General features: G+C 69.0%; 18 protein-coding genes and 1 pseudogene. 11 read left to right on the forward strand and 8 right to left on the reverse strand.

Going from position 1 to position 24,744, the window contains the following annotated elements; translation table 11 throughout:
• Positions 1 to 120 precede the first annotated feature (120 nt).
• From EAX62_RS07205 to EAX62_RS07215, 3 genes are read left to right on the forward strand one after another with little or no spacing between them, the layout of a single operon-like run.
• The gene (locus EAX62_RS07205) at positions 121 to 477 is read left to right on the forward strand and encodes a GntR family transcriptional regulator (RefSeq protein WP_121900882.1); all 357 of its coding nucleotides are present in this window, start codon (positions 121 to 123) and stop codon (positions 475 to 477) included.
• Positions 474 to 1,352 carry an ATP-binding cassette domain-containing protein gene (locus EAX62_RS07210; protein WP_121900883.1) on the forward strand — a complete coding sequence of 293 codons (879 nt, stop codon included), beginning with the start codon at positions 474 to 476 and terminating at the stop codon, positions 1,350 to 1,352. Before EAX62_RS07205 ends, EAX62_RS07210 begins: the two co-directional genes overlap by 4 nt.
• Complete coding sequence (locus EAX62_RS07215) at positions 1,349 to 2,065, forward strand: hypothetical protein (RefSeq protein ID WP_121900884.1); 717 nt, start codon at positions 1,349 to 1,351, stop codon at positions 2,063 to 2,065. Before EAX62_RS07210 ends, EAX62_RS07215 begins: the two co-directional genes overlap by 4 nt.
• A gap of 141 nt (positions 2,066 to 2,206) precedes the next feature.
• On the opposite strand, the gene EAX62_RS07220 is transcribed toward EAX62_RS07215, so the two are convergent.
• Together EAX62_RS07220 and EAX62_RS07225 are read right to left on the reverse strand one after the other, a co-directional pair.
• Entirely contained in the window at positions 2,207 to 5,020 is a 2,814-nt protein-coding gene (locus EAX62_RS07220) for an FAD-binding and (Fe-S)-binding domain-containing protein (RefSeq protein ID WP_121900885.1), read from the reverse strand.
• A 4-nt stretch (positions 5,021 to 5,024) separates the two neighbouring features.
• Positions 5,025 to 5,480, reverse strand: coding sequence for a MarR family winged helix-turn-helix transcriptional regulator (locus EAX62_RS07225; protein ID WP_233557832.1), 456 nt, complete (start codon positions 5,478 to 5,480; stop codon positions 5,025 to 5,027).
• Between the two features lie 114 nt (positions 5,481 to 5,594).
• Between EAX62_RS07225 and EAX62_RS07230 the strand changes: the two genes are divergently transcribed.
• Positions 5,595 to 7,418: an AMP-dependent synthetase/ligase gene (locus tag EAX62_RS07230; RefSeq protein WP_121900887.1), complete on the forward strand. Its 1,824-nt coding sequence runs from the start codon at positions 5,595 to 5,597 to the stop codon at positions 7,416 to 7,418.
• A complete protein-coding gene (locus EAX62_RS07235) occupies positions 7,419 to 8,267 on the forward strand; it encodes an acyl-CoA thioesterase (RefSeq protein ID WP_121900888.1) in 849 nt (282 codons plus the stop codon).
• Here EAX62_RS07235 and EAX62_RS07240 read toward each other — a convergent pair.
• The gene (locus EAX62_RS07240; RefSeq protein ID WP_121900889.1) at positions 8,233 to 9,078 is read right to left on the reverse strand and encodes a DUF998 domain-containing protein; all 846 of its coding nucleotides are present in this window, start codon (positions 9,076 to 9,078) and stop codon (positions 8,233 to 8,235) included. The two genes, EAX62_RS07235 and EAX62_RS07240, sit on opposite strands and share 35 nt — an antisense overlap.
• A 189-nt stretch (positions 9,079 to 9,267) precedes the next feature.
• Here EAX62_RS07240 and araB point away from each other — a divergent pair, with 189 nt between their 5' ends.
• The 5 genes from araB to cobB are packed head-to-tail and all read left to right on the forward strand — an operon-like array spanning position 9,268 to position 14,977.
• On the forward strand, positions 9,268 to 10,953 hold the full coding sequence (gene araB / locus EAX62_RS07245) for a ribulokinase (protein WP_121900890.1): 1,686 nt from the start codon (positions 9,268 to 9,270) through the stop codon (positions 10,951 to 10,953).
• Positions 10,954 to 10,955: 2 nt separating this feature from the next.
• On the forward strand, positions 10,956 to 11,684 hold the full coding sequence (locus EAX62_RS07250) for an L-ribulose-5-phosphate 4-epimerase (protein ID WP_407703311.1): 729 nt from the start codon (positions 10,956 to 10,958) through the stop codon (positions 11,682 to 11,684).
• Positions 11,681 to 13,189 (forward strand): L-arabinose isomerase, encoded by a 1,509-nt coding sequence (araA, locus tag EAX62_RS07255; RefSeq protein WP_121900892.1) that lies wholly within the window; start codon positions 11,681 to 11,683, stop codon positions 13,187 to 13,189. Before EAX62_RS07250 ends, araA begins: the two co-directional genes overlap by 4 nt.
• A gap of 35 nt (positions 13,190 to 13,224) precedes the next feature.
• Positions 13,225 to 14,229, forward strand: coding sequence for a LacI family DNA-binding transcriptional regulator (locus EAX62_RS07260; RefSeq protein ID WP_199711145.1), 1,005 nt, complete (start codon positions 13,225 to 13,227; stop codon positions 14,227 to 14,229).
• 43 nt (positions 14,230 to 14,272) lie between these two features.
• Complete coding sequence (cobB, locus tag EAX62_RS07265; protein WP_121900894.1) at positions 14,273 to 14,977, forward strand: Sir2 family NAD+-dependent deacetylase; 705 nt, start codon at positions 14,273 to 14,275, stop codon at positions 14,975 to 14,977.
• 45 nt (positions 14,978 to 15,022) lie between these two features.
• On the opposite strand, the gene EAX62_RS07270 is transcribed toward cobB, so the two are convergent.
• Positions 15,023 to 16,741, reverse strand: a complete 1,719-nt coding sequence (locus EAX62_RS07270; RefSeq protein WP_147454049.1) for a DUF5671 domain-containing protein — start codon at positions 16,739 to 16,741, stop codon at positions 15,023 to 15,025.
• A gap of 11 nt (positions 16,742 to 16,752) precedes the next feature.
• A complete protein-coding gene (locus tag EAX62_RS07275) occupies positions 16,753 to 17,175 on the reverse strand; it encodes a hypothetical protein (protein ID WP_121900896.1) in 423 nt (140 codons plus the stop codon).
• A gap of 169 nt (positions 17,176 to 17,344) precedes the next feature.
• Between EAX62_RS07275 and EAX62_RS16685 the strand changes: the two genes are divergently transcribed.
• Positions 17,345 to 17,617: a hypothetical protein gene (locus tag EAX62_RS16685; protein ID WP_158600583.1), complete on the forward strand. Its 273-nt coding sequence runs from the start codon at positions 17,345 to 17,347 to the stop codon at positions 17,615 to 17,617.
• Positions 17,618 to 17,796: 179 nt separating this feature from the next.
• On the opposite strand, the gene EAX62_RS07285 is transcribed toward EAX62_RS16685, so the two are convergent.
• The 3 genes and pseudogenes from EAX62_RS07285 to gndA all read right to left on the reverse strand — a co-directional run.
• Positions 17,797 to 18,657, reverse strand: coding sequence for a DNA-formamidopyrimidine glycosylase family protein (locus tag EAX62_RS07285; protein WP_121900897.1), 861 nt, complete (start codon positions 18,655 to 18,657; stop codon positions 17,797 to 17,799).
• Entirely contained in the window at positions 18,644 to 23,260 is a 4,617-nt protein-coding gene (locus EAX62_RS07290; protein WP_121900898.1) for a DEAD/DEAH box helicase, read from the reverse strand. The genes EAX62_RS07285 and EAX62_RS07290 overlap by 14 nt, the downstream gene beginning before the upstream one ends.
• Before the next feature lie 45 nt (positions 23,261 to 23,305).
• A pseudogene (gene gndA, locus EAX62_RS07295) lies at positions 23,306 to 24,744 on the reverse strand (NADP-dependent phosphogluconate dehydrogenase); the annotation flags it as partial.

Below are 24,744 nucleotides of genomic sequence, written 5' to 3' on the forward strand. Positions count from 1 at the left end.
CCTGACACCCAGGAGCGGTCGGGCCGTTCGCGTACCGCACACGTGTGGGCACACCATTGACGTCGGCTCCACCGGGTAGTAGGTTGCTTAGTGCACCAACTAACCGAGGAAGGGGCGCAGATGTTCGATGACGGATCGCCGATCTTCCAGCAACTGGCGGACCAGATCTGCGGCGACATCCTGCGGGGCGCCCACTCGGAGGGGGAGAAGGTCCCCTCCATCAACGAGCTTGCGGTGTTCTACCGCATCAATCCCGCCACCGCGAACCGTGCGGTCGCCCAACTCGTGGACAGGGGAGTCCTCGTGAAACAGCGGGGGATCGGCATGTTCGTCGCAGAGGGCGCACGGCAACTGGTTGCCGCAGAGCGCAGGGCCAAGCTGGTCGAGAAGCACATTGCCCCACTGGTGGCGGAAGCCACAGCCCTCGGGATCGACACCGAGGGCATCGTCGCACTGATTCGAAAGGAATCGTCATGACAGCCGCCATCGAAGTCACCAACCTCACGAAGCGCTACGGGTCGATCACCGCTCTGGATGACGTGACCGTCTCCATCCAGCAGGACTCCATCACGGGCATCCTCGGCCGCAACGGCGCAGGAAAGACCGTGCTCATGTCGGTGATCACCGCGCAGGAGGCGCCGACACAGGGGACCGTGCGGATGTTCGGGCAGTCACCCTGGGAGAACGCCTCCGTGCTGTCTGGCACCTGCTTCATCCGCGACAATCAGCGCTACCCCGACGAATACCGCCTGGCGCAGCTGCTGCGCGTGGGGCCACTGTTCTACGAGAACTGGGATGAGGCCCTGGCCGAGCGGATCGTCGAGACCTTCGAGATCCCTGGCGGCCGCTCCATCCGCAAGCTCTCCCGGGGCCAGCTGTCCGCCGTCGGACTCCTCATGGGGTTGGCGTCGCGCGCACCCATCACCTTTTTCGACGAGCCGTACCTGGGCCTCGACATCACCGCCCGCACGCTGTTCTACGACCTCCTCCTCGAGGACTACGCCGCGCACCCGCGCACCGTTGTCGTCTCCACCCACCTGATCGAGGAAATGGAGCAGCTCCTCGAGAGGGTGGTGATCCTGCACCACGGGCGGGTGCGGGAGAACGCCGACATCGAGGACCTTCGGCAACGCGCGGTCCGGCTGTCGGGGCGAACCGCCGATCTTGACAGGGTTGTGGGTGGGTACGAGGTGCTTCGCCGATCGACGCTGGGGACGCTCTCCACCGCGCTGGTCACGTCGACCGACAGCATCCGTGGCGATGCCGCCGCTGCTGGTGTCGACGTCGAACCGGCATCCATCCATGAACTGGTGGCCGCGTACGGCATGCAGACAGAGGAAGTGGCACGATGAAACGCACTGAGGCCGTCGTCAGGATGCACTTCAGCCGTAGGTTCTCCGCGTTCTTCATGCCTCCGATCCTGGGCGTCGGCGTGGTGCTCATCATGGTGGTGGTCGTGTGGAGCCTGGGAGCGGCAGGAGTGTCAACCTCGAGTCCGGAAGTGGTCGACGGATTCCGCAACAACGGCGGCATCGTGTGGACCCTCGCGGGATTCCTCCTGAGCCTCGGGGTCCAGGCGGCGACCTCCTGTTTCGCCTTCGCCACGTCGCTCGGCACCACCCGTCGCGACTACGTAGTAGGAACAGGCATGTACTTCGTGCTGCAGACCCTGTACGTGACGGCGATCCTCGCGACACTGCTCGCACTGGAGAAGGTCACGGGCCACTGGTTCATCAACGCCTACTCGCTGGATGTCAGGGCGCTCGGCAGCGGTGACTGGGGCGCCTTTCTGCTCGTGGTCCTCTCCGGTGCGCTGTCCATGCAGGCCGTGGGGGCCATGTTCGGTGCGTCGTGGCTGCGGTTCGGCAGCCGGGGCCCGCTGCTCATCTCGGCCGTGCTGGTGGCGGTCCTCGTCGGGGCGATCCTGATCATCATCCCGCGGTGGGCTGCTGTGGTCGCTGCCTTCAGCATGGTCTGGGTCTCACTCGTCCTGATCATCCTCGGCGCCGTGTCCCTCATGGCCGCCGGGGCATTCCTCCGGCGAACCACTGTCCGGGGAACATGACTGCGGTCTCCTGACACCAACTCGTGCAACGAGTCGGCTGTGAAGCGCAGCACGGTCCCCCCGCACGATTCAACGCCACGTCACGGCGGCGATCTGCCACAAAGCTTGCGCGGCCCTGATGGAACTCCCACCCATCCGACGTCAGTGGGTGGCGAGCAGTTCCGCCAGCGACATGGAGTCGCGGTTCGCCAGTGAGGTGAGCTGGGTCTGGCAGGAGAAGCCGTCGGCCAGGACGATGGCCTCCGGTCCTGCCTCCGTGATGGCGGGCAGGAGGTCGTGCTCGAACACCGCCACCGAGACCTCATGATGGCCGATCTCGACGCCGAAGTTGCCCGCCAGACCGCAACAGCCACCGACGCGCACGACGTCAGCACCCGTGGCGGCCAGCAGGGCCGCGTCGGCCTGCCAACCGATGACGGAGGCGTGGTGGCAGTGGGGCTGGGCGACGATGGTGTGTCCGCTCAGGTCCGGCGCCACGAAGTCGTCATCCTTGGCGAGAAACTCCGCGAGGGTCAGAACCGTGCCGTCCAGGGCGGCGACGTTCTTGTCGTCGGGGAGCAGTTCCGGGGCGTCGCTGCGCCACACGGCCGTGCAGGACGGCTCGAGTCCGATGATGGGGATCCCGCGCGCCACCACCGGCGCCAGTTCCGCCGCAGCCGTGCGCAGCTGACGCTTGGCGCCGTCGAGCTGGCCCGTGGAAATCCACGTCAGCCCACAGCATGCGGTGCGCTCCAGGACCTGCGGCTCCCACCCGAGACGGACCAGCACCTGCACGGTGGCGGCGAACGTGGTGGACTCGAAGCAGTCGGAGAAGGAGTCCACCCACACCAGCACGGGCCCCTTGGAGGCAGCGGCGACGGCGGGGGCGGCGTGCGCGGTGGCCATGTGGGCGGCAAGTTGGCGGCGTGCGGAGCGGCCCGAGAACCGTGGAATGTCACGGCGAGCATCCACCCCGGCGCTGAAGCGCAGCAGGCGCCCCAGCCCGGGGGTCTGGCCCACGATGTTGACGAGTGCCCCCAGCCCCGGAACCGTCGTGATCATACGACCCCAGCGCGGCAGCCAGCCCAGTGCGTAGTGGTTGCGCGGCCGCAGCCGACCCTTCCAGGTCTCGTGCGTGACGCGCGCCTTGTAGGCGGCCATGTCGACGCCCGTGGGGCAGTCCCGGGCGCACCCCTTGCAGGACAGGCAGAGGTCGAGGGCCGCGTGGACCTCGGGGCTGCGCCAACCACCAATGAGTGTGCCGTTGACCATCTCCTGCAGCACGCGGGAGCGCCCGCGGGTGGAGTCCTTCTCGTTGCGTGTGGCCTGGAAACTGGGGCACATGACGCCGCCGGAGCCCGTGTTGTCCGCGATGCACTTGCCGACGCCGCTGCACCGGTGCACCTCGGAGACGAACTGCGGGTGTGACAGGTTCAGGGGCGACGACGTGATGGCCACCGCCCGCACGTCCGCGTCGACGGGGGCCGGGTCCACCAGCACCCCGGGGTTCAGGAGGTTGCCGGGGTCGAAGATCTCCTTCACGGCCCCGAACAATTCCAGCGCTTCGGGTGTGTACATGTACTGCAGGAGTTCCGAGCGCGCCCGCCCATCGCCGTGCTCGCCGGACATGGAGCCGCCGTGGCTGGCCACCAGTTGTGCAGCCTCGACGACGAACGCGCGGTAGCGCGCGGCCCCACCCTCGCTGGTCAGCGGGAAGTCGATGCGGGCGTGGACGCAGCCGTCCCCGAAGTGTCCGTAGGGGAGCGCATGGAGGCCGTGGCGCTCCAGCAGGGCGTCGAAATCACGCAGGTAGTTGCCGAGGTGCTCCGGCGGGACGGCCGCGTCCTCCCAGCCCGGGTACGCGGGGTCGGCGAGGCTCACACCGGCCAGGCCCGCGCCGTCGGCACGCACCTGCCACAGGGCGGCGACGTGCAGGGGATCCTCCACCACCCAGCCCTCGACGCTTGCGGCGGCCGCGAGCAGCGCCTCGGCGCGGCCCCTGACCTCGGCGGGGTCGTCGCCGACGAGTTCGATGAACATCCAGCCGTCCCCGGCGGGGAGCCTGCCCACGGCGTCGGCGCCGCGCTTGGCCACGACGACGTCGACGATGCGTCGGTCAAGGCCCTCGCAGGCGGTGGGCCGGAACGGCAGGAGGTTGGAGATGTCGTCGCCGGCGTCGGCCATGGTGGCGTATCCGAGCGCCACCATGACGCGTTCGGGGGCGTCGGGCGCCAGTTGCACGGTGGCGGACAGGATGATGCCGAGGGTGCCCTCGGTTCCGGCGAAGAACTTCGGCAGGTTGAAACCCTTCTCCGGCAGCAAGTGCTCCATGGAGTATCCGGAGACCTGACGGCCGAAGCGGCCGAACTGGGTGCGGATCGTCCCGAGGTTGCCGGCTACGAGGTCCCGAAGCTCCGGGAGGTCGTCGGTGCCGAGGTGCAGGATCTCCCCGGTGCCCGTGATGATCTCGAGGGCCACCACGTTGTCCGACATGCGGCCGTACCCGAGGGCGCGGGGGCCGCAGGCGTTGTTGCCGATCATGCCGCCCACCGTGCAGCGGGTGGAGGTGGAGGGGTCGGGGCCCAGTCGCAGCCCATGGGGCTTCGCCGCTTGCTGCAGGGACTCCTGCACCACGCCCGGATCCACCACGGCGGTCCGGGTGGTGGGGTCAAGTGAGTGGATGGTGGTGAGGTGGCGTGAGACGTCGATCACCAGGCCGGGCCCCACAGCGTTGCCCGCACACGACGTCCCGGCGCCGCGCACCGTGATGGGCATCCCGACGGCGAGGGCGGCGCGCACGAGGGCGACCACCTCATCCCTGGTGCGTGGGTGCGCCACGACGGCCGGCGGGATGCGGTAGATGGACGCGTCGGTGGAGTACAGGGCCCGCGCCAAGGTGGAATCGTCGAGAATCTCCGCGGCTGCTCCGAGTTCGTCGCGGAGTCGGTGCAGCAGGTCAGCGGGGGCGGCGGGCATGGGGTTAGTCTGCCACCGCCAGCACGCTGCTCATCGCACGGCCAACGGCGCTCAAATCCTCGGGGTCGATGGCGTCGATGAAGATGCGCCGGACCGACGCCACATGATGGGGCGCCACCTGCTCGAGGACTTCGAAGCCGTGGGGCGTCAGTGATGCCCACACGCCCCGGCCGTCAGCGGTGCACGTCTCACGGGTCACGAGGCCCTGCTTCTCCATGCGAGACACGGTGTGGGTGAGCCGTGAGCGCGACTGTCGCACCCTGTCGGCCAGTTCACTCATCCTTACCCGTCGCTGCGCCTCCTCCGAGAGGTTCACAAGAATCTCGTACTCGGCCAGGTCCAGGTCGAACTCGCGGAGCCCGGTGTCCAGTTCGGAGGTGATGCGCGCTGCGGCGCGCAGCCAGCGGCGCCAGATCTCCTGTTGTTGCGTGCTCAGCCACGGTGGTTCTGCATCTACCATGCCCCCCATCCTAGGCGACTGGTTGAAAACTGAAGCAGGTGGGGTCCTGGCTGGCTCCGCCCGCGTGGCGGGACTCTTCGCTAGGCTGCGACAACCACTGGAAGGGGACTCACCATGGGTCTGCAGAATGAACTGCTCGGCTTGGCCACATCGGTTGGAGACTTGTTCCGCAAGCGGGTGGCGGAGACGCCGGACATGCTGGCGTTCATGGAGCCTGACCGCGCTGACGGTCCCAACACGTGGACTAGTTTCACGTGGCGTCAGACGCGTGAACGGGTGGACGCGCTGGCAGCGGGTCTGCTCAGCCGCGGTCTGGGCCATGAGGAGCGCGTCGGCATCATTTCCAGTACCCGCCTCGAGTGGATCTACCTCGATCTGGCCATCGCCTGCGCCGCCGGCGCCACCACCACGGTGTACCCCAACACTGCAGCGGGGGACGTCAGCTACATTCTGCAGGACTCGGGATCCGTCATCGTCGTGGCCGAGAACGCGGTGCAGTTGACGAAGGTGATCGGCAACCCGGACCTCGACGACGTCGTGCACACCATCGTGGTCCTCGACGCCGCCGGTATCGACGAGACCGACCGCATCATCAGCTACGCGACGCTCCAGCGGCTCGGTGAGGAAGCACTGAAAGCGAACGCGGGACTGGTGGATGAAGCCATCGCCAGCACCCACCACGACAGCCTGAGCACCCTGATCTACACCTCCGGTACCACCGGACAACCCAAGGGTGTCCGGCTCAACCACTCGTGCTGGGTGTACGAGGCGGCTGGCACGAAGAAGTGGGACCTGCTCACGGTCGACGACCTGCAGTACCTGTGGTTGCCGCTCAGCCACGTCTTCGGCAAGGCACTTCTCGCCGTCCAGTTGGCCTACGGCTTCGGCTCCGCCGTCGACGGGCGCATTGAGCGCATCGTGCCCGGCCTCGGTGAGGTCAAGCCCACGTTCATGTGTGGCGCTCCACGCATCTTCGAGAAGGTCCGCGCTGCTGTGGTGACAGGTTCGGGGCTCAAGGGGCGCATCGCGCACTGGGCCTTCGCCGTCGGCGCCCAGACCCGGCCCTACCGGCTCGAGGGTCGGGACCTGCCGACGTTGCTGGGCATCCAGTACAAGGTGGCCGACAGGCTCGTCTTCAGCAAGCTCAAGAACAAGCTGGGTGGACGCATCCGTTTCCTCATCTCCGGCTCGGCGAAGTTGTCCTCGCAGGTCCAGGCGTGGTTCTACTCGGCTGGGATCGTGGTGGTGGAGGGCTACGGGACCACGGAGACCAGCGCCATCGCCTTCCTCAACCTGCCCACCGACCCGAAGTTCGGCACGGTCGGCAAGCCCGTGCCCGGCATCGAGGCGAAGCTGGCCGATGACGATGAGGTGCTGATCCGTGGTCCCATCGTGACGTCCGGCTACCACAACCTCACGGAGCTGACCGATGAGGTGTTGGTGGACGGCTGGTACCACACAGGCGACATCGGATCGTTCGACGCCGACGGCAACCTCACCATCACCGACCGCAAGAAGGATCTCTTCAAGACCTCCGGTGGCAAGTACGTGGCCCCGCAGAAGGTGGAGGGCGCCATCACGACCAACATTCCCTACGTGTCGCAGGCGGTGGCCGTGGGTGACGGACGCAGGTATTGCGCCGCCCTGCTGGTGCTGGACCCGGTCCTGCTGGAGAAGTGGGCGCAGAAGCGTTCCCTGTCGCACCTCAGCTACGCCGAACTCACGCAACTGCCGGAGATCCGCGAATCGATCGGCCGGCAGATCGAGAAGGCCAACGAGCGGTTGGAGCGCTGGGAGACCGTGAAGCGTTTCGCGATCCTCGACACCGAACTGACGGTGGACAACGCGGGGGTCACCCACAACATGAAGATTCGCCGGTCCGCAGTGTCGAAGCAGTACGCCGACGTCGTCGAATCGCTGTATGACAAGGAAGACTGAGTGTTTGTTGTTCGCTGCCCCCTGCGCTGGTCCGATCTCGACGCGCAGGGGCACGTGAACAATGCCCTCATCGTCGACTACATGCAGGAGGCGCGAGTCGCCTTCTTCCGCAGCGGCCCCATTTCGGCGATGCTGGATTCGGGCATCGTCGTGGTGGGTCACAAGGTGGAGTACCGCGCTGCCATCGACTACGACACCGCGGGTGTGGAGATACATCTCACCGTCTCCGCCATCGGGGGAGCGCGCTTCGAAGTGGCCTACGACATCCTCCAGCGTGCACGAGTCGTCGCTCGGGCCACCACGGTGCTCTGCCCCTACGACTTCGAGGCGGGGCGGCCCACCCGGCTCGCGACCGCGGACAGGGAGTACCTGTCGTCGGTGCGGGCCGACGTGGAACCACTGCGGGCGTTGTCCGCCCCCCACCTGGAGGGCAGGGGAACCGTCACGGACCTGTTCGTGCGGTGGTCCGACCACGACTCCTACGCCCACGTGAACAACGTGAAAACCTTCGACTACGTCCAGCAGGCCCGCGTCGAGGCGATGTCGAACTGGGATCCGACGATGGCCCGCGTGGGTGCGGGCGACTCCAGCCATCTCTGGCTCGTGGCGCGCCAGGACGTGGACTACGTGTCGCAGCTGTCCCACCGGTTGACGCCTTATGCCACGCGCACTGCAGCAACCGCCGTGGGGACGTCGTCGGCCACCCTGGCCTGTGAGGTGTTCGACCCGCAGGACGGCACCATCTTCGCCCGGGCGCGCACCGTGCTGGTGTGCGCGGGGACCGATCTGCGACCGGTGCCGCTGCCCGCCTCCATCAGGGGTCGGCTGGCGGACCATCTCGTCGGCTGAGTTCCTGACTTGCGGTGATGGCCGCCTCCAAGGCGTTGCCGCGGACCAGCCACGCGGTGGAGAACGCGAAGATGGCCACCGTCTCCGCGAAGAAGACGGGGCGGTAGCGCCCCATGGCGAAGATCGTCTCCACGGGCAGGAACTGCCAGATTCCGATGAAGACGGATGCTGCCACGATGATGCCGCCGCTGGTCAGGTACAGGCCGATCCTCCCCCGTGCGCCCTCGCTCTCCACAGCGCTGCGGGGAAGCAGGACGATGCAGAAGACCGCCAGGCAGAGGAAGAACACCATGGCCCCTCCGCCGTGGATGAAGGCGGCCGACTGTGGGCCGATGATGCACTGCACAAGGGTGCACCGGTCGTCGTTGCGCGGCGTGATGGGGGAGAAGGCGATGATGCCGGCCGCCACGGCGGCGATCTTGCCGACGACGCGGTCGTAGCGAAGGTCGTCGTCACGGTTGCTGAAGCCGCGGTAGCTCCACAGGAACACGGCCATGGCGATGAGCGTGCCCACCATGAGGTCACGCACGGGTGTGTAGTAGTACTCCGACAGGCTGCCCCGAATGGACGTACCGGTCATCAGGCTGAAGGCGAGCATGGACACGGGGAGGAAGAACCCCAGCACGGCGATGGCGCGGCCCTGCGTCAGGAACGAGACAACGAGCTGGTGGCTTGCCCGGCCGGTGCCGCGGGACGGTCCCCCCGCCGGTGCCACTGGTCGGGACATGGCAGCGCCCTGCGCCGAGATGGTGTCCTGGGGTGGGGCGTCGGTGAGGTCGCGCTGCCTCCACGACATGTACCTCACGGTCATCGGTGACCTCCCTTCCCTGCGTGTTCACGCGTGGACATCCTGCCACAGAGAGGCCGCCGTGGCGTTGGAGGATCGTTGGCGCCAGATCCCCGGCAATGTGGCGTGAAGGGTGCGCAGCGAGAACACTCTCCTGCTAATGTGAACGTTCACCCATGGTGGTGGCCATGGCGTAGTGACTCGGAGGTGGGTATGGCTCGCAGCAGCGAACCGCTCGTGGTGGGGATTGACTTCGGAACGCTGTCCGGCCGGGCCGTGGTGGTCCGGGCCAGTGATGGCAAGGAGCTGGGTGCGGCAACCCACGCGTATCCGCACGCCGTCATGGAGGCGACGCTCTCCGCCGGCGACGGCCGTCGGCTGGGCCCGGACTGGGCCCTGCAGAACCCTGACGACTACCGCGCGGTGCTGCGTGAAGCGGTCCCGGCGGCACTGCGCGACGCTGGTGTCGACGCCGCCGACGTCGTGGGCATCGCCACCGACTTCACAGCCTGCACCATGGTGCCCGTCAAGGCCGACGGCACACCCCTGAGCGAGCTGGACGAGTTCGCCAACACCCCACACGCCTTCGTGAAGCTGTGGAAGCACCACGCCGCCCAGCCGCAGGCAGACCGCATCACCGCACTGGCCCACGAACGGTCCGAACCGTGGATCGTGCGCTACGGAGGGCTCATCTCCTCGGAGTGGGAGTTCGCCAAGGGTCTGCAGCTCTTCGAGGAGGCCCGTGACGTCTACGACGCCATGGACCACTGGGTGGAGGCGGCCGACTGGATCGTGTGGCAGCTGTGCGGAACGTATGTGCGCAACGCCTGCACGGCGGGCTACAAGGGCATGTACCAGGACGGGCAGTACCCCACCGCCGACTACCTCGAGGCGCTCGCACCGGGCTTCGGCGGGTTCGTGGCCGACAAACTTGATCACACCATCGGAGAGCTGGGCGCACGGGCCGGTGGCCTCACGGCTGAGGCCGCGGCCTGGACCGGCCTCAGAGAAGGCATCGCCGTGGCCGTCGGCAACGTCGACGCCCACGTCACCGCCCCCGCCGCCCAGGCCACCGCGCCAGGCCAGCTGGTGGCCATCATGGGAACCTCCACCTGCCACGTCGTGAACGGGGCGGACCTCCGCCAGGTCCCCGGCATGTGCGGCGTGGTGGACGGCGGCATCATCGCCGGCCAGTGGGGCTACGAGGCCGGCCAGTCCGGCGTCGGCGACATCCTGGGTTGGTACGTGGACAACTGCGTTCCGGGTCCCTACTCCGACGCCGCTGCCGCAGCAGGCCAGAGCGTGCACGAGTACCTGACGTCACTCGCCGAAAAGCAGAAGGTGGGTGAGCACGGGCTCGTGGCACTGGACTGGCACTCCGGCAACCGTTCGGTCCTGGTGGACCACGAACTCTCCGGCGTCATGATCGGCCAGACGCTCGCCACCAAGCCGGAGGACCAGTACCGCGCACTGGTGGAGGCCACGGCGTTCGGCACCCGCACCATCGTGGAGGCATTCACCAACGCCGGGGTCACCATCACGGAGTTCATCGCCGCCGGGGGACTGCTGCGCAACCCGTTCCTCATGCAGGTCTACTGCGACGTGCTGGGCATGCCGCTGTCTGTCATCACCTCCGGGCAGGGCCCCGCCCTCGGCTCGGCCATCCATGCCGCCGTCGCGGCGGGACTCTACGCGGATGTGGATGCCGCCGGCGCTGCCATGGGCAGCCGCCAGAAGGACGCCTACACGCCCAACCCGTCAGCCGTGGAGGCCTACAACCGACTCTTCGCGCTGTACACGGCAGTCCACGACCACTTCGGACGCGACCACCGCGACATCATGCACTCCCTGCGCGCCCTGCGCCGTGAGGCCCACAACTCATCCGAGGAGACCGCGTGAGCATCGTCCTGCAGGACCTGCCCATCGACCAGCAGCAAGCCGTGGCCCACACCCGGGAACGGGTGGCGAGGCTGCACGCCGAACTGCCCCGCAACGGCCTCGTGGTGTGGACCGCTGGCAACGTCTCCGAGCGCGTGCCCGGCCTCGACCTGTTCGTCATCAAGCCTTCGGGGGTGTCCTACGACGAGCTGGCCGCCGACGTGATGGTGGTCTGCACGCTGGAGGGCACCAAGATCGACGACGGTACGCCGCAGCACCTCAGTCCCTCCTCGGACACGGCAGCGCACGCCTACGTCTACCGTCACATGGCGCACGTGGGCGGGGTGGTGCACACCCACTCCACGTATGCGACGGCGTGGGCGGCACGCAGGGAGCCCATCCCCTGCGTGCTCACGATGATGGCCGACGAGTTCGGCGGTGACGTCCCCATCGGCCCGTTCGCGCTCATCGGCGACGACTCCATCGGCCGCGGCATCGTTGATACCCTGCGCGAATCCAACAGCCCCGCCGTTCTGATGGCCAACCACGGCCCCTTCACCATCGGCAAGGACGCCCGTGCGGCCGTGAAGGCCGCCGTCATGGTGGAAGAGGTAGCCCGTACCATCCACATCTCCCGCCAACTGGGGGAGCCACATCCCATCGCGGCCGCCGACGTCGCCTCGCTGCACGACCGCTACCAGAACGCCTACGGTCAGCCCGCTGGCCCCACCCCCACAGGAGAAACGCGATGAAGAACCCCTTTCTTGGCAAGGAGATCTGGTTCCTGACCGGCTCCCAGGACCTCTACGGTCCCGAGACGCTCGATCAGGTCGCCAACCAGTCCCGTCATGTGGCGGATCTCCTCGACGGCGCCGACGACGTCCCCGTCACCATCGTCTGGCGTCCGACGCTGAAGGACAGGGACTCGATCCGGGCCGAGATGCTGGCCGCCAACGCTGACCCCGCCTGCATCGGCGTGATCTGCTGGATGCACACCTTCTCCCCGGCCAAGATGTGGATCCTCGGACTGGCAGCACTCGACAAGCCCATGCTGCACCTGCACACGCAGGCGTCCATGGAACTGCCGTGGGCCACCATCGACATGGACTGGATGAACCTCAACCAGTCAGCCCACGGCGACCGCGAGTTCGGCTACATCGCCTCCCGCCTGGGCAAGGCCCGCCGCACCGTCGTGGGCCACGCGTCGGTGCCGGAGGTACAGGCCAAAGTGGGTACCTGGGCGCGCGCCGCCGCCGGCTGGGACTGCTTGCACAACCTGAAGCTCGCGCGCTTCGGTGACAACATGCGCAACGTGGCCGTCACCGAGGGCGACAAGACCGAGGCGGAGATCCGCCTCGGCGTGTCCGTGAACACGTGGGCCGTCAACGACCTCGTGGCCGCTGTCGACGCCGTCCCGGACGCCGAGATCGATGACCTCGTGGCGACCTACGAGAAGCTCTACGACGTCGCGCCCGAGCTCCGCAGCGACGGCGAACGCCACGAGTCGCTCCGCTACGCCGCCCGCCAGGAACTGGGCATGCTCGGGTTCCTCGAATCCGGCTCCTTCGGCGCCTTCACCACCAACTTCGAGGACCTCGGCGGACTGCGGCAGCTGCCCGGACTCGCTGTGCAGCGCCTCATGGGGTTGGGTTATGGATTCGGAGCCGAGGGCGACTGGAAGACCGCCATCCTCGTCCGGGCCGCCAAGGTGATGGGCCACGGACTGCCCGGTGGTGCCTCCCTCATGGAGGACTACTGCTACGAAATGACCCCCGGGAAGGAAAAGATCCTCGGAGCGCACATGCTGGAGGTCTGCCCCTCCCTCACCACCGCCAAGCCTCGCATCGAGATCCATGCGCTCGGCATCGGCGACCGCGAGGACCCCGTGCGCATGGTCTTCGACGCCGATGCCGGTCCCGCCTTGGTGTTGGCAATGTCCGACATGCGTGAGCGTTTCCGGCTCGTCATGAACGTGGTCAAGAACGTCGTGCCGGATGCCCCGCTGCCGAACCTTCCTGTGGCGCGCGCGGTGTGGGTGCCCGAGCCCGACTTCGCCACGTCGGCCGAGTGCTGGCTGACTGCCGGTGCCGCCCACCACACCGCCATGACCACGTCCACGACCCGTGAGATGTGGGAGGATGTCGCAGCCATGGCCGGTATGGAACTCGCTGTCATCGACGAGGACACGACCACGCGCGGCTTTCAGAAGGAGCTTCGTCTCGAAGCCGTGTGGCACCGCATCACCCAGGGCGTCTGAGTCCCGAAAGGACCATCCACGATGGGCAACACACCATGAGGGGCACCACAGCGCGACCGCCGGGGATGATGGCGGTCGCCAAGCATGCCGGGGTGTCCCACCAAACGGTGTCGCGCGTCCTGAACACACCGGACAGCGTCCGCCCGCAGACGCGGGAGAGGGTGCTGGCGTCCATGGCCGAGCTAGGTTTCCGACGCAACCTCGCGGCCCGGGCGCTGGTCACCCAGCTCAGTGGGCTCGTTGGCATCGTATGGACAGGGTCGGGCTATTTCGGTCCAGGCAGCACGGTCGCGGCCATCGAGGTCGCGGCCCGTGCCGCCGGGTACTCGGCTCTGGTCACCGCCGTCAGCGACCGGGACGAGGAGGAACTGGCGGCCGTCTTCTCCGCGTTCCGGGACCGCGGGGTGGAGGGCATCGCCGTCGTGGCGCCGCACCAGCACATGGCCGAGCGCATCCGGGCCGTCGCCGCGGGTGTCCCCACGGTCGTCGTGGCTGACATGGGCCCCGACCCCGACTTCCATGTCGTCTCCGTGAACCAGGGGCGGGGTGCCGAGATCGCCACCAACCATCTCCTGCAGCACGGGGCGCAGTCGGTGACACACGTGTCCGGCCCGCTGGGCTGGTTCGATGCTCTGGCGCGCATCCGCGGACACCGCGACGCCCTGACCGCAGCCGGCATCGAGATGCCCCGGAGCTGGGTGGGTGACTGGACGGCGCGGCGCGGCCACGAGATCGGCCACGAGATGGTGGCGAATCACGCCGTGCCCCCCGCCATCTTCTGCGGCAACGACATGACGGCGCTCGGGATGCTCGCCGCCTTCCGAGAGGCAGGCATCAACGCTCCCCGTGATGTCAGCATCATCGGCTTCGATGACGTCGACGGCGCAGGATACTTCGCACCACCGCTGACCACGCTGCGCCAACCCTTCGACCAGTTGGGCGCGCTGTGCCTGGAGGTGTTGCTGAAAGCCATCGCCGGGGAGGAACCCGCAGTGCACGCCATCGAGCCGGAGCTTGTGGCGCGGGGGTCTGTCCTCTGAGCCGCTTCCCGATCTCGGGCGGCAGGCGTGGCACAGTGGTGACATGGTCTCCTCGATCGTCATCCTCACCGGTGCCGGCATGTCTGCCGAGTCCGGCATCGCCACCTTCCGGGACGCCGACGGGCTGTGGGAGAACCACCGCCCCGAGGATGTGGCCACGCCGGAAGCGTTCGAGGCCGACCCTGTCCTGGTGCACCGCTTCTACAACGATCGCCGCCGCCAGTTGCTGAACGGCGTCGTGGCTCCCAACGCCGGGCACGTCGCCCTGGCACGGCTTGAGCGCGAGTTCGACGGTGACGTGCTGCTGGTGACCCAGAACATCGATGACCTGCACGAGCGGGCCGGCTCCACCCGCGTGCTCCACATGCACGGGGAGTTGCTGCGGTCGCGCTGCGTGTTCTGCGACTCCGTGCACGAGTTCCGCGGCGACGTGGACGACACCACCCTGTGCCCCGGATGCGGCGCGGTCGGCGGCATGCGGCCGCATGTCGTCTGGTTCGGGGAGATCCCACTCGGCATGGAACAGATCTTCGAGGCCCTGGAGAGTTGCGACGTCTTCGCCGCCATCGGCACGTCCGGCAACGTCTACCCGGCCGCCGGGTTCGTGCAGGTGGCCAGGGCGGCGGGGGCGCACACCGTGGAGCTGAACCTGGAGCCTTCCTGGGTCAACACCGACTTTGAGGAGACGCGGCTCGGCCCGGCCGGCACGGCGGTGCCGGAGTGGGTGGAGGAGATGTTGAACCGCTGAGAGTCCGGCCGATCGCCGCGACTGACCGGACGTGGCGGCTGCACGTCACGCGTCGTGGTGGGGTCGCTCCCGGTCCAGCACCAGCACCTCCGGTGGGTCGCCGCCCATCACCAGCAGATCTTCGCCGGGGTGAGCGTGCAGTGCTGCTATGAGTGTCTCCTCCGACCACGGTGGGGCCGCACCGTCGGACCTCACGAGGACTTGTGTGCGGGCCCCCGTTGCGCGGGATAGTGCCAGCGCCAGTCCCGGGGCAGGGGCGCCGACGAGGAGCACCGACCTGGGCCCGGTGGGCCGGTTGGGAAGCGCGACATGCCTGTCCTCCCGGAACACAGCCCCGTGGTACGCGGAGACGGCGGCGGCGGTGACGAGTACCCCGAGGGCATAGCGCATCGACCGGAGGGTCTCCGCGGAGGCCGTGCCCGCGATCACGTCCTGGAGGAGCACGAACACCGCGACGAGCAGGGCCACCACCGCCGCGACGCCGACGATGCCGAACAGGAGAACCAGGTACGTCCTGCGGGTGGGCGAGGCGGTTTCTGACACCGGATCGTCGGCGCGGACCCGCTGGATCCTGCTCCAGAACAACCACCACACGGGCACCCCGACCGCCAGCAGGGTCACCGCACCCAGCAGCGTGTTCACCACCGACATCCCCAGGTCCACGCCGGGCGTGAAGGACTCGATGGCTGCGACGATGACCATGCCAACGCCTGCGGAGGCGGCGATGAGGCCCAGTGCTGAGACCAAGTACTCGTAGACGCGACGTACCTCGCTCCGGTTTCGGCGCGTCTCCGCGAGGATTGCGCCGTGGTACCACCAGATGAGCAGGCCGACGACGGTGAAGGCGAGCGCGCTGGGGGAATCCGCGAAGTGCTGACGGGCGTTCAGGCCGAGGTGGTCTCCGACCAGCCAGACCAACACCTGCCACAGCAGGATGCTGGCGGCCACGAGTGCTGTGAGCAGCCCGCCGCCCACACCCACCGGGAGGACGTACGCCAGCCAGGGGGTACTGCGCGGCAGACGTGCTGCGGCGCCCGGCCAGTAGCGCACCCAGACCAGCGCGCCGGTGATGAACATGGCGCCGAACCGGGCCAATTCCCCTGAAGTCCCGAAGACCAGTTCCCCGGGGCCATCCAGCAGGAGCGCGCCGAGGCTGGTGCCCAGCAGCAGCCCCATGGAGACGGCGGCCGTCCCCAGGCCGATCAGCGACCCGACCAGCAGGTGGGGCCAGCCGCGCATGTCACCAAGCGGGCGTGCCAGCCTCCAGTGGAGGGCCCACAACGCACCCCACACGACGAGTCGGGCCAGCGCGTCCCCGTTGACGTCGCCCCGGAGGGCGCCGGACAGCAGGGCCTGCAGCGCCACCATGGCGACGATGAGGGCCGTCCACGTTGCCAGCGTGAGGTACACGGCGTACCAGAGCGACGCTGCCTCCTCGGGGTCGTGGCGCATGGCACGGCGGGTCCACCAGGCGATCAGGCAGGCCAGCGGGAGTCCGACGAGCGTGAAGGACAGGGGGAGGGCGAGGGTCTCGCCGCCGGAGGTGGTGGCGCCGAAGAGGCGGCCCAGCAGGTCCGCGACCCCCACGGCGGCCAGGATCGTGAGCGCGAAGAGGAGGAGGTACTGGAAGAAGCGGCGCACGCCGCGCGTTCCGGCGCCCGGGGCGGCACTCGTCACATGCTCCCGCCGGCGCAAGGCCAGCACGATGACCACGACCAGTGCGGCCGGGATGGCCAGGGCGAACAGCAGCAGGAAATTCATCATCAGGCCACCCATCACTTGCATCCGTAGACGGGCCACGGTTCTTCGGTGAGCAGCCACGTGCCACCGTCGCGACGGAGCGTGAAGCTCTCATCATGCGTCCAGTTGCCGTTCAGCCCGGAACCCTCCTCGATCCGGAGGTCCACCTTCGCGGTGTCCCCGCTCGTCGTGGTCTTCACCACCGCGATCCGGGCAGTGTCGTTGAGGTAGGGCTCGGGCAGCGGGTCGGAGCAGCCGAGCGCCGGGTCCAGGTACTGCGCCGCCGTGGCGAGGTCGTCGTCGAACAAGGCACTGACGTAGAGCTGGACGACGCCTTCGGGCGTGCCGGCGTCGAGCTCGGGATGCTCACGGCCCCGGGTCGCGAGCGCCGCGACGACAGCGAGCACCACCACGAGCGAAGCCACGATGGCCAGTACAGCGGTGGGGCGAGCTCTCATGCGGCCAGTATCGTGCCCCGGCGCGCCGGGCATGGGAACCTGCGCAAGACGCGCCGGGCACACGTGACCTTGGGGCGCTGGCAGGTGTGGAAGCATGTGGGGGAATAGGTGGCGGCCAGACCTGGTCCCGTAGTCGCACTGGCCATCTGCAGAAAGTCGGAGGTGCGCAGTGTCCAAACGCACGGAGTGGGTGGCGATGATCGCGTCAGGCGTCGGGCTGTGCGTTGCTGTCGTGCTGACGATCGTTTCCGGGGTGCAGTACAGGCTGGCCGAGGACCGGGGATTGGACCCGGGCCCAGCCCCGGCGTGGATTGTGGCGGGCACGAATGGGGGGCTGCTGGTCTTTCTTCTGGGGGCGTTGGTGACCGTGGTGGCTGGCGTCGCCACGCTGCTGCAGCGTCGGCGTGCGACGCGCCTCGCAGCGGAGGCTCCCACGGTCTGACTCGAGATCCACCCGGTTCCGGCGGTCAGTCCTCGAGGTCGTCGGTGCAATGGTGGCGAACTGGCGGACGGCCCGCACCTCTTCACGGGTCAGCACCAGCACCCAACGCAGCTTGTCGAGCCGGGCGAGCCAGATCGGGTGCATCAGTCAAGCTCGGCACCAGTGCGGTCTGTGGGCGATCACGGGCTCGGCTGGCAGGTGGGGCACCACCACATGACGCGTTCCTGGCCGGCGCGTGGGTCGGCCACGCTGGTGGCGCCGCCGAGGAAGCCGGAGCGGATGGGGGTGGCGCAGTGTCGGCACGGCTGACCGGCCCGGCCGTAGACGAAGGTGTTCTGCCCGGGCCGGTTCACGCCCGTGAACACCCGCCGCGAGGCGTGTCGGTTAACGCGCATGGTCTGCGCCGCGAGATCCACGGCGCGCGATGCTGACACGCCGGAGGCGGGCGAGGTGGGGTGGGCCCCCAGGAGGAAGCACAACTCGTTGCAGTACACGTTGCCGACCCCGGCCAGCACCCGCTGGTCCAGCAGGGACTCGCCCAGGCTGCGCGTGCCCTGGGCCCGCAGCCGCTCCTCGGCCTCGTGGCGGCCGGGTGTGTCCCAGCGCCCGGGTGCGTCCCAGTCGTCGTCGAGCGGATCGGGCCCCAAGTGGCCCGTGTGCTGCGGGTAGTCCAATGCCGGCCACAGCTCCACCCTGCCCAGCTCGTGACCCACGAGTTCCACCTCCCGCGCCGGGTCGGGATACCCCTCCACGCGGACGACCACACGGGCCGTGTGTCCGGGGGAGCGCCATCTGGTGCCGGCGGCGTGGATGTTCCAGATGCCGTCCATGCGCAGGTGCGTGTACAGCACGAGCGTGTCGTCGGAGGTGGTGCAGTCCCAGTACAGGTTTTTCCCCCACGCCCACACCCGCTCGATGCGGCGGCCCGTCAAGGAGGCTGTTGCAAGCCGGGGCACACGGAAATCCGTGGACGTGATGAGCCTTCCCTCCAGGCTGGCCATCCGCTCGGCCAGGCGGTGGACCGTGTCACCCTCGGGCATGACCGGCCTCGATGACCACGCCCTGGGGTGACACACGGGCGCCGGCGCCGCGCATCGCGTCCAGGAGGCCGGTGGCGGCCACCCTCTGGCCGTCGACCTCCTCGATGCGGACGCGGCCCATGCGCCCCTGCAGCGCCGCGCCGTGCAGGGCACGCACCACCAGTGCCGCCACGTCCTCACGGGTGGGGGACTGCGGCGAGGTGGGCGGGAACAGGGTGAGCTGTCGGCCGCCGCGGCTGACATGGGCGAGGCAGACGCCGTCGGCCAGCACCACCAGCGCACCCGCCGCCCGGGAGGGTCGTGCAGTGTCGTGGCCGGGCCAGGGCAGGACACTGCCGTAGGGGTTGGCGGGGTCGAGGGCGGACAAGACGGAGACGGCGGGATCCAGGATGCCGGAGGGCCAGGGGGTCTCGTCGGGGCTGTCGGTGAAGTCGCGGACCTGGTCGATGGTGGCGGAGGTGGCGAACTGCGAGCCGCCGAGGCCCTCCACGACATAGCCGCGCAGCACCTTGCCGGCCGCCTCCAGTTCCGCCAAAACCCGGTAGGCGGCCGCGAACCCGCCACCGTATCCGTCGGCGGCCACCGCTCCCCGGGTGATGACGCCGAAGCGTTCGAGCCAGGTGGAGACCTGCGCCACGGCCTGCTCCGCCGGTGCCGTCCTCGGATCCTGCACCGGGTACCAGCGACCGGCGACGTCGGGCGGCCCCCCGATGGTGCCGGTGCGTGCCATGAGGGAGCGGCCGGGGCGCGGAAGCCGTGCCCGGCGGCGCGGCGCGGAGCGGGCAGCCTTGTGGGCACCCTTCGACGAACCACCGATCCGGGCCCGCACGGGCGCCATGGACGCGGGAGCCACCAGTCCCAACTCGGCGGCATGCCATACGTCGTCCGCCAGAGCGGCCGAGCTGGCACCGGGGTCGGCCGCCTGCCGCAGCGCCCGCAGTTCGGTGAACAGCCCGCCGGAGTCCCGCAGGTCCGTGGCCAGCGCCACGGCGTCGTCGTCGGCGGCCACCCCCAGGGGACCCAGCAGATCCAGGTCATCCCGAGGTACCAGGGAGATGAGCGGGTCGTGTGCACCCACGCTCCCGCGAACACGAATGACCACCTCACCCTCGGCCACCAGTTGGTCCAGGTGCGAGGGCTGGTAGGCGCGCATGCGGGCGGGCAGCACATGGGTCTCCCAGGCGCTGGCGGGCAGCGCAGCCCCGGCGAGCCGCTGCAACGCGATGAGGACCTCGTCGGGGGTGGAGTCCGGCGGGTCGGTGACCTGGTGCCAGTCGGCCAGGAAGCGGGCGTAGGCGGAGGGGGACACCGGCTGCACCTGGGCGCGGGCCAGAGCCAGGCACCGCGTGCGAATGCGGCGCAGCACCTCCGGGTCGCAGTATTCGACGCCGTCGCGGCCCGGCGTGAAATGGCCCTCCACGAGCCTTCGGGCCCGCACCTCCCGCTCCAGCACGAGGAGGGCGGTGGCGGCGCCGAGCCCGAATGCTGCGGCCACCTGCCCCACCGTGAACGGGGCGTGGGTGCGGGCGAACCGCGCGATGAGCTGCGTGACGGGGTCACGGCCAGCCGTGTCGTCGGCCGCGGGGGCGCCGGCCGGGACAGGGATGCCGAGCGCATCGCGGAGCAGTCCCAGGTCGGCGGCGGCCACGAGATGCTCCCGGCCGGACAGCTGCAGGACGTGCACGCGGTTGCCGAGTGCCTGCACCACGTCGGGGAGTTGTTCGCCCAGGTCGTCATTGAGGTGGCCCGGTAACTCGTTGAGAGGGATGGGGCCCAGCAGACGGGGCAGGTCGGCGAGGGCGTCAACGGTGGTGACGCGCCGGTCCATTCCACCGGCGGGGCCGGCCCGGTGCTGCAGTTCAGCCTCCACGGCGTCGATGACCTCCATGTCGAGCAGTTCACGGAGGTCAACGGTGCCCAGCACGGCGGCCAGCAGGGCCGGGTCCATGGACAAGGTGGCGGCCCGGCGCTCCGCCAGCGGGGTGTCGCCGTCGTACATGAAGGCACCCGTGTAGCGGAACAGCATGGTGGCCGCGAAGGGGCTGGGGTGGTCCGTGACAACCTCCACCAGTCGCATGGAGCCGCGCTGGAGGCCCTGCAACACAGTGACCAGGGCGGGGAGGTCGTAGACGTCCTGCAGCACCTCGCGCACGGTCTCGATGATGATGGGGAAGCGTGGGTGGAGTCGCGCCACCTCGAGCAGCTGGCTGGCACGTTGGCGTTGCTGCCACAGGGGCGCGCGGCGGCCGGGGTCGCGGCGGGGCAGCAGCAGCGCACGGGCGGCGCACTCACGGAAACGGGCGGCGAACAGGGCGGTGCCACCCACCTGCTCGGTGACGATGGCGCCCACCTCCTCAGGGTTCACGGTCAGCAATTCGCCGAGCCGCTCCGCGGCGTCGCTGTCGGGCAGCCGCCAGATGATGCCATCGTCGGAGGCCACGGGCACCACGTCGATGCCGGCCTCCCGGGACAGGGCCTCGCCGATGGCCAGGGCCCACGCGCCCAGCACCCCGCGGCCGAGAGGGGAGTGCAGGACGCACCGCCAGTCGCCCACCTCGTCGCGGAAACGCTCCAGCACGATGGTGGAGTCGTCGGGAACGCTGCCGGTGGCCTCCCTCTGCTCGGTCAGGTAGGTGCGGATGTTGGTTTGGGTGTTCTCGTCGAGATACGGCTGCTCGAGCTTCTCGGGGGTCCGCAGCACCTCGCGGTGGAACCGACCGAGCGCCAGGCCGAGCTCCGCGGGGCGTCCCTCGGCGTCGCCGTGCCAGAACGGGAGGCGACCCGTGTGGCCGGGTGCCGGCGTGACGCGCACCTGGTCGCGGGTGATCTCCTGGATGCGCCACGACGATGCGCCCAGCGTGAAGACGTCGCCCACCCTCGACTCGTAGACCATCTCCTCGTCCAGCTCACCCACCCGGCGGCCGACGTCGTCGTCAGTGGCCAGGAACACCCCGAACATGCCCCGGTCGGGGATGGTGCCGCCGGAGGTGACGGCCAGGCGCAGTGCCCCTCGCAGAGCCACCATGCGGCCCTCCTCCAGTACCAACCGGGCGCGCAGCTCCCCGAAGTCGGCGCTGGGGTAGGCGCCGGCGAGCAGGTCCACGACGGAGTCGAAGACGGAGCGGTCCAGCGTGAAGTAGGGCATGGCCCGCTTCACACAGGTGAACCACTCGTCGACGTCGAGGCCGCCCTCCCCGGCGGCAACGGTGGCGGCCAGCGTCTGCTGTGCCAGCACGTCCAGCGGTGAGCGGGGAATCCGCAGCTCCTCGATGGCACCCTCCAGCATGCGGGCGGTGGCCACGGCGCTGGGGATGAGGTCGCCACGGTGCATGGGGAACACCTCCCCGCGGGACACGGCGCCCACGTGGTGGCCTGCGCGGCCGATGCGCTGCAGCGAACTGGCCACCGACGGCGGCGCGGACACCTGCACCACCTTGTCGACAGCGCCCATGTCGATGCCGAGCTCCAGTGACGACGTTGCCACCACGCACTTCAGCTCGCCGGACTTCAGCGCCGCCTCAATCTCTGCGCGGGCTTCCTTGCTGACCGAGCCGTGGTGGGCCCTCGCGATGACGGCGGGGGCCATGCCCACCTCGTCGGAGGCCAGCATGATCTGCGCGGGTGGGCGTCGGCCGGGGGCCACGAGTGACGCCGGGTCGTGCTGCTCCGCCCACATCTCGTTGAGCCGCGAGGTCAGGCGCTCCGCCACGCGCCGGGAGTTGGTGAACACGAGCGTGGAGTTGCCCGCACAGACCGCGTCGTACACCTCGGCCTCGACGTGGGGCCACAGGGAGCCGGTGGCCTCCGCATCCGATGCGCCGTGGCTGGCCAGCAGGGGGTCGACCTCGACGGGTGCCGCGCGGGGACCCGGGTCGGTGATGTCGTGCACCGGCACCCGGACGTGGACGTCCCATTTCTTGTCGGAGGGCGGGGCCACGATGGACACCTCGCGGTCCCCGCCCAGGAAGGTGGCCACCTTCTCGATGGGTCGTACCGTGGCGGACAACGCGATCCGCTGCACGTCGCGCCCCACCTGGGCGTCGAGTCGTTCCAGTGACAGGGCAAGGTGGCTGCCGCGCTTGGTGCCGGCGATCGCGTGGATCTCGTCGATGATCACGGTCTCGACGTCCTGCAGGGTCGAGCGGGCCGACGACGTCAACATCAGGTACAGAGACTCGGGGGTGGTGATGAGGACGTCGGGCGGCCGGCGGAGCAGGGCGGCGCGCTCCTTCGTGGGCGTGTCACCGCTGCGGACGCCGACGGTGATGTCCGCGACGGTCTCACCCAGCCTCTCCGCGGTGCGCCGGATTCCCACGAGCGGCGCCCGCAGGTTGCGCTCCACGTCGACGCCCAGCGCTTTCAGCGGCGACACGTACAACACCCTGGTGCCGCCGGTGCGTGGGGTGGCGGCCAGGGTGTCCAGCGCCCAGAAGAACGCGGCCAGAGTCTTGCCGGAGCCGGTGGGCGCCACGACAAGCGTGTGCTGCCCCCCGGCGATCTGCTCCCAGGCGGCCTGCTGGACGGCTGTGGGGGAGGCGAAGACGTCAGCGAACCACGTCCGGGCAGGGCCCGAGAACATGCCCAGCGGGCCCACGTCCGTCATGAGACGCAAGTGTGCCAGCCGGGTGTGACACTTCGACCGATCAGGTCAGTGCATGTCCTCGCCGGGGACTTCGGTGCCGTCGCCGGACCATTGGGTGTGCCAGAGGCCCTCGATGTCGGTTCGGAGGTAGGTGTGGGCCCCGAAGAAGTCCCGCAGGCCTTGGGTCAGGGCTGCGTTCACGCGGGGGGCGCGGGCGAGGTCGTAGTGGGCCAGGGCTGCGGAGAACACGGGGACGGGGACACCGGCCATGACTGCCTGTGCCACGACGGTGCGCCAGCCGTCCTGGCAGGTGGCCAGGTCGGCGGCCACCGATGGCGCCGTCAGGAGGGACACCAGGTTGCTGGCGGCGTACTCGGAGCGGATGCGCTCCAGTAGCTTGGCCCGGATGATGCAGCCCGCGCGCCAGATGCGCGCGACCTCGGCGACGTCGATGTTCCAGCCGTATTCCTGTGAGGCCATGCGGATCTCGTCGAGGCCTTGGGCGTAGGCGACGACTTTGCTGGCCCACAGCGCCTGGCGGATCTGTTCGATGAAGGCGTCACGATCCTCGACTGTCAGTGTGCCGGCCGGGCCCTGTAGCGCGGCCTGGGCGGCCTTGCGCAGTTGGGGATGCGACGACACGGCGCGGGCGAAGACGGATTCGGCGATGGTGTTGATGGGGGTGCCCAGGGTGAGGCCGCTCTGTACCGTCCAGGTGCCGGTGCCCTTCATCCGGCGGCATCGACGATGACGTCAACGAGTGCCTTGCCCGTGCGGAGATCGACCTTGCGCAGCACCTCGGAGGTGATCTCGATGAGGTAGGAGTCGAGGTCGCCGGTGTTCCAGTTCGAGAAGACCTCAGCCATCTGGTTGTGGTCGAGTCCGAGGGCGCGCAGCAGTTCGTAGGCCTCGCCGATGGCCTGGATGTCGGCGTACTCGATGCCGTTGTGGACCATCTTCACGAAGTGTCCGGCGCCGTCGGTGCCGATCCATGTGCAGCACGCCTCCCCGTCGACGTGGGCGGAGATCTTCTCCAGGATCGGGCCGAGTGCTGCGTAGGACTCCTTCGATCCGCCGGGCATGATGGAGGGGCCCTCCAGGGCGCCCACCTCACCGCCGGAGATCCCGGCGCCGACGAAGTGCAGGCCCACCTCACGCAGACGCTTCTCGCGGATCCGGGTGTCCTCGAAGTGGGCGTTGCCGCCATCGACGACGATGTCGCCTTCTTCCAGGAGGGGGATCAGGGAGTCGATGACTGCGTCGGTTCCGCGACCGGCCTTGACCATGCAGATGATGCGGCGTGGACGCTCCAGCGAGGCGACGAAGTCATCGAGTTCAACGGCCGGGCGGAAATCGCCTTCGTGGCCATGTTCCTCCATGACCGCATCGGTCTTGCTGGTGGTGCGGTTGTAGAGCGCCACACGGTAGCCGTTGCGCGCGAGGTTGCGCGCGAGGTTTGAACCCATCACGGCCATGCCGATGACGCCAACGTCTGCGAGGTCCTG

The sequence above is a fragment of the Tessaracoccus antarcticus genome (genome assembly GCF_003688855.1).
Taxonomy (GTDB): domain Bacteria; phylum Actinomycetota; class Actinomycetes; order Propionibacteriales; family Propionibacteriaceae; genus Arachnia; species Arachnia antarctica.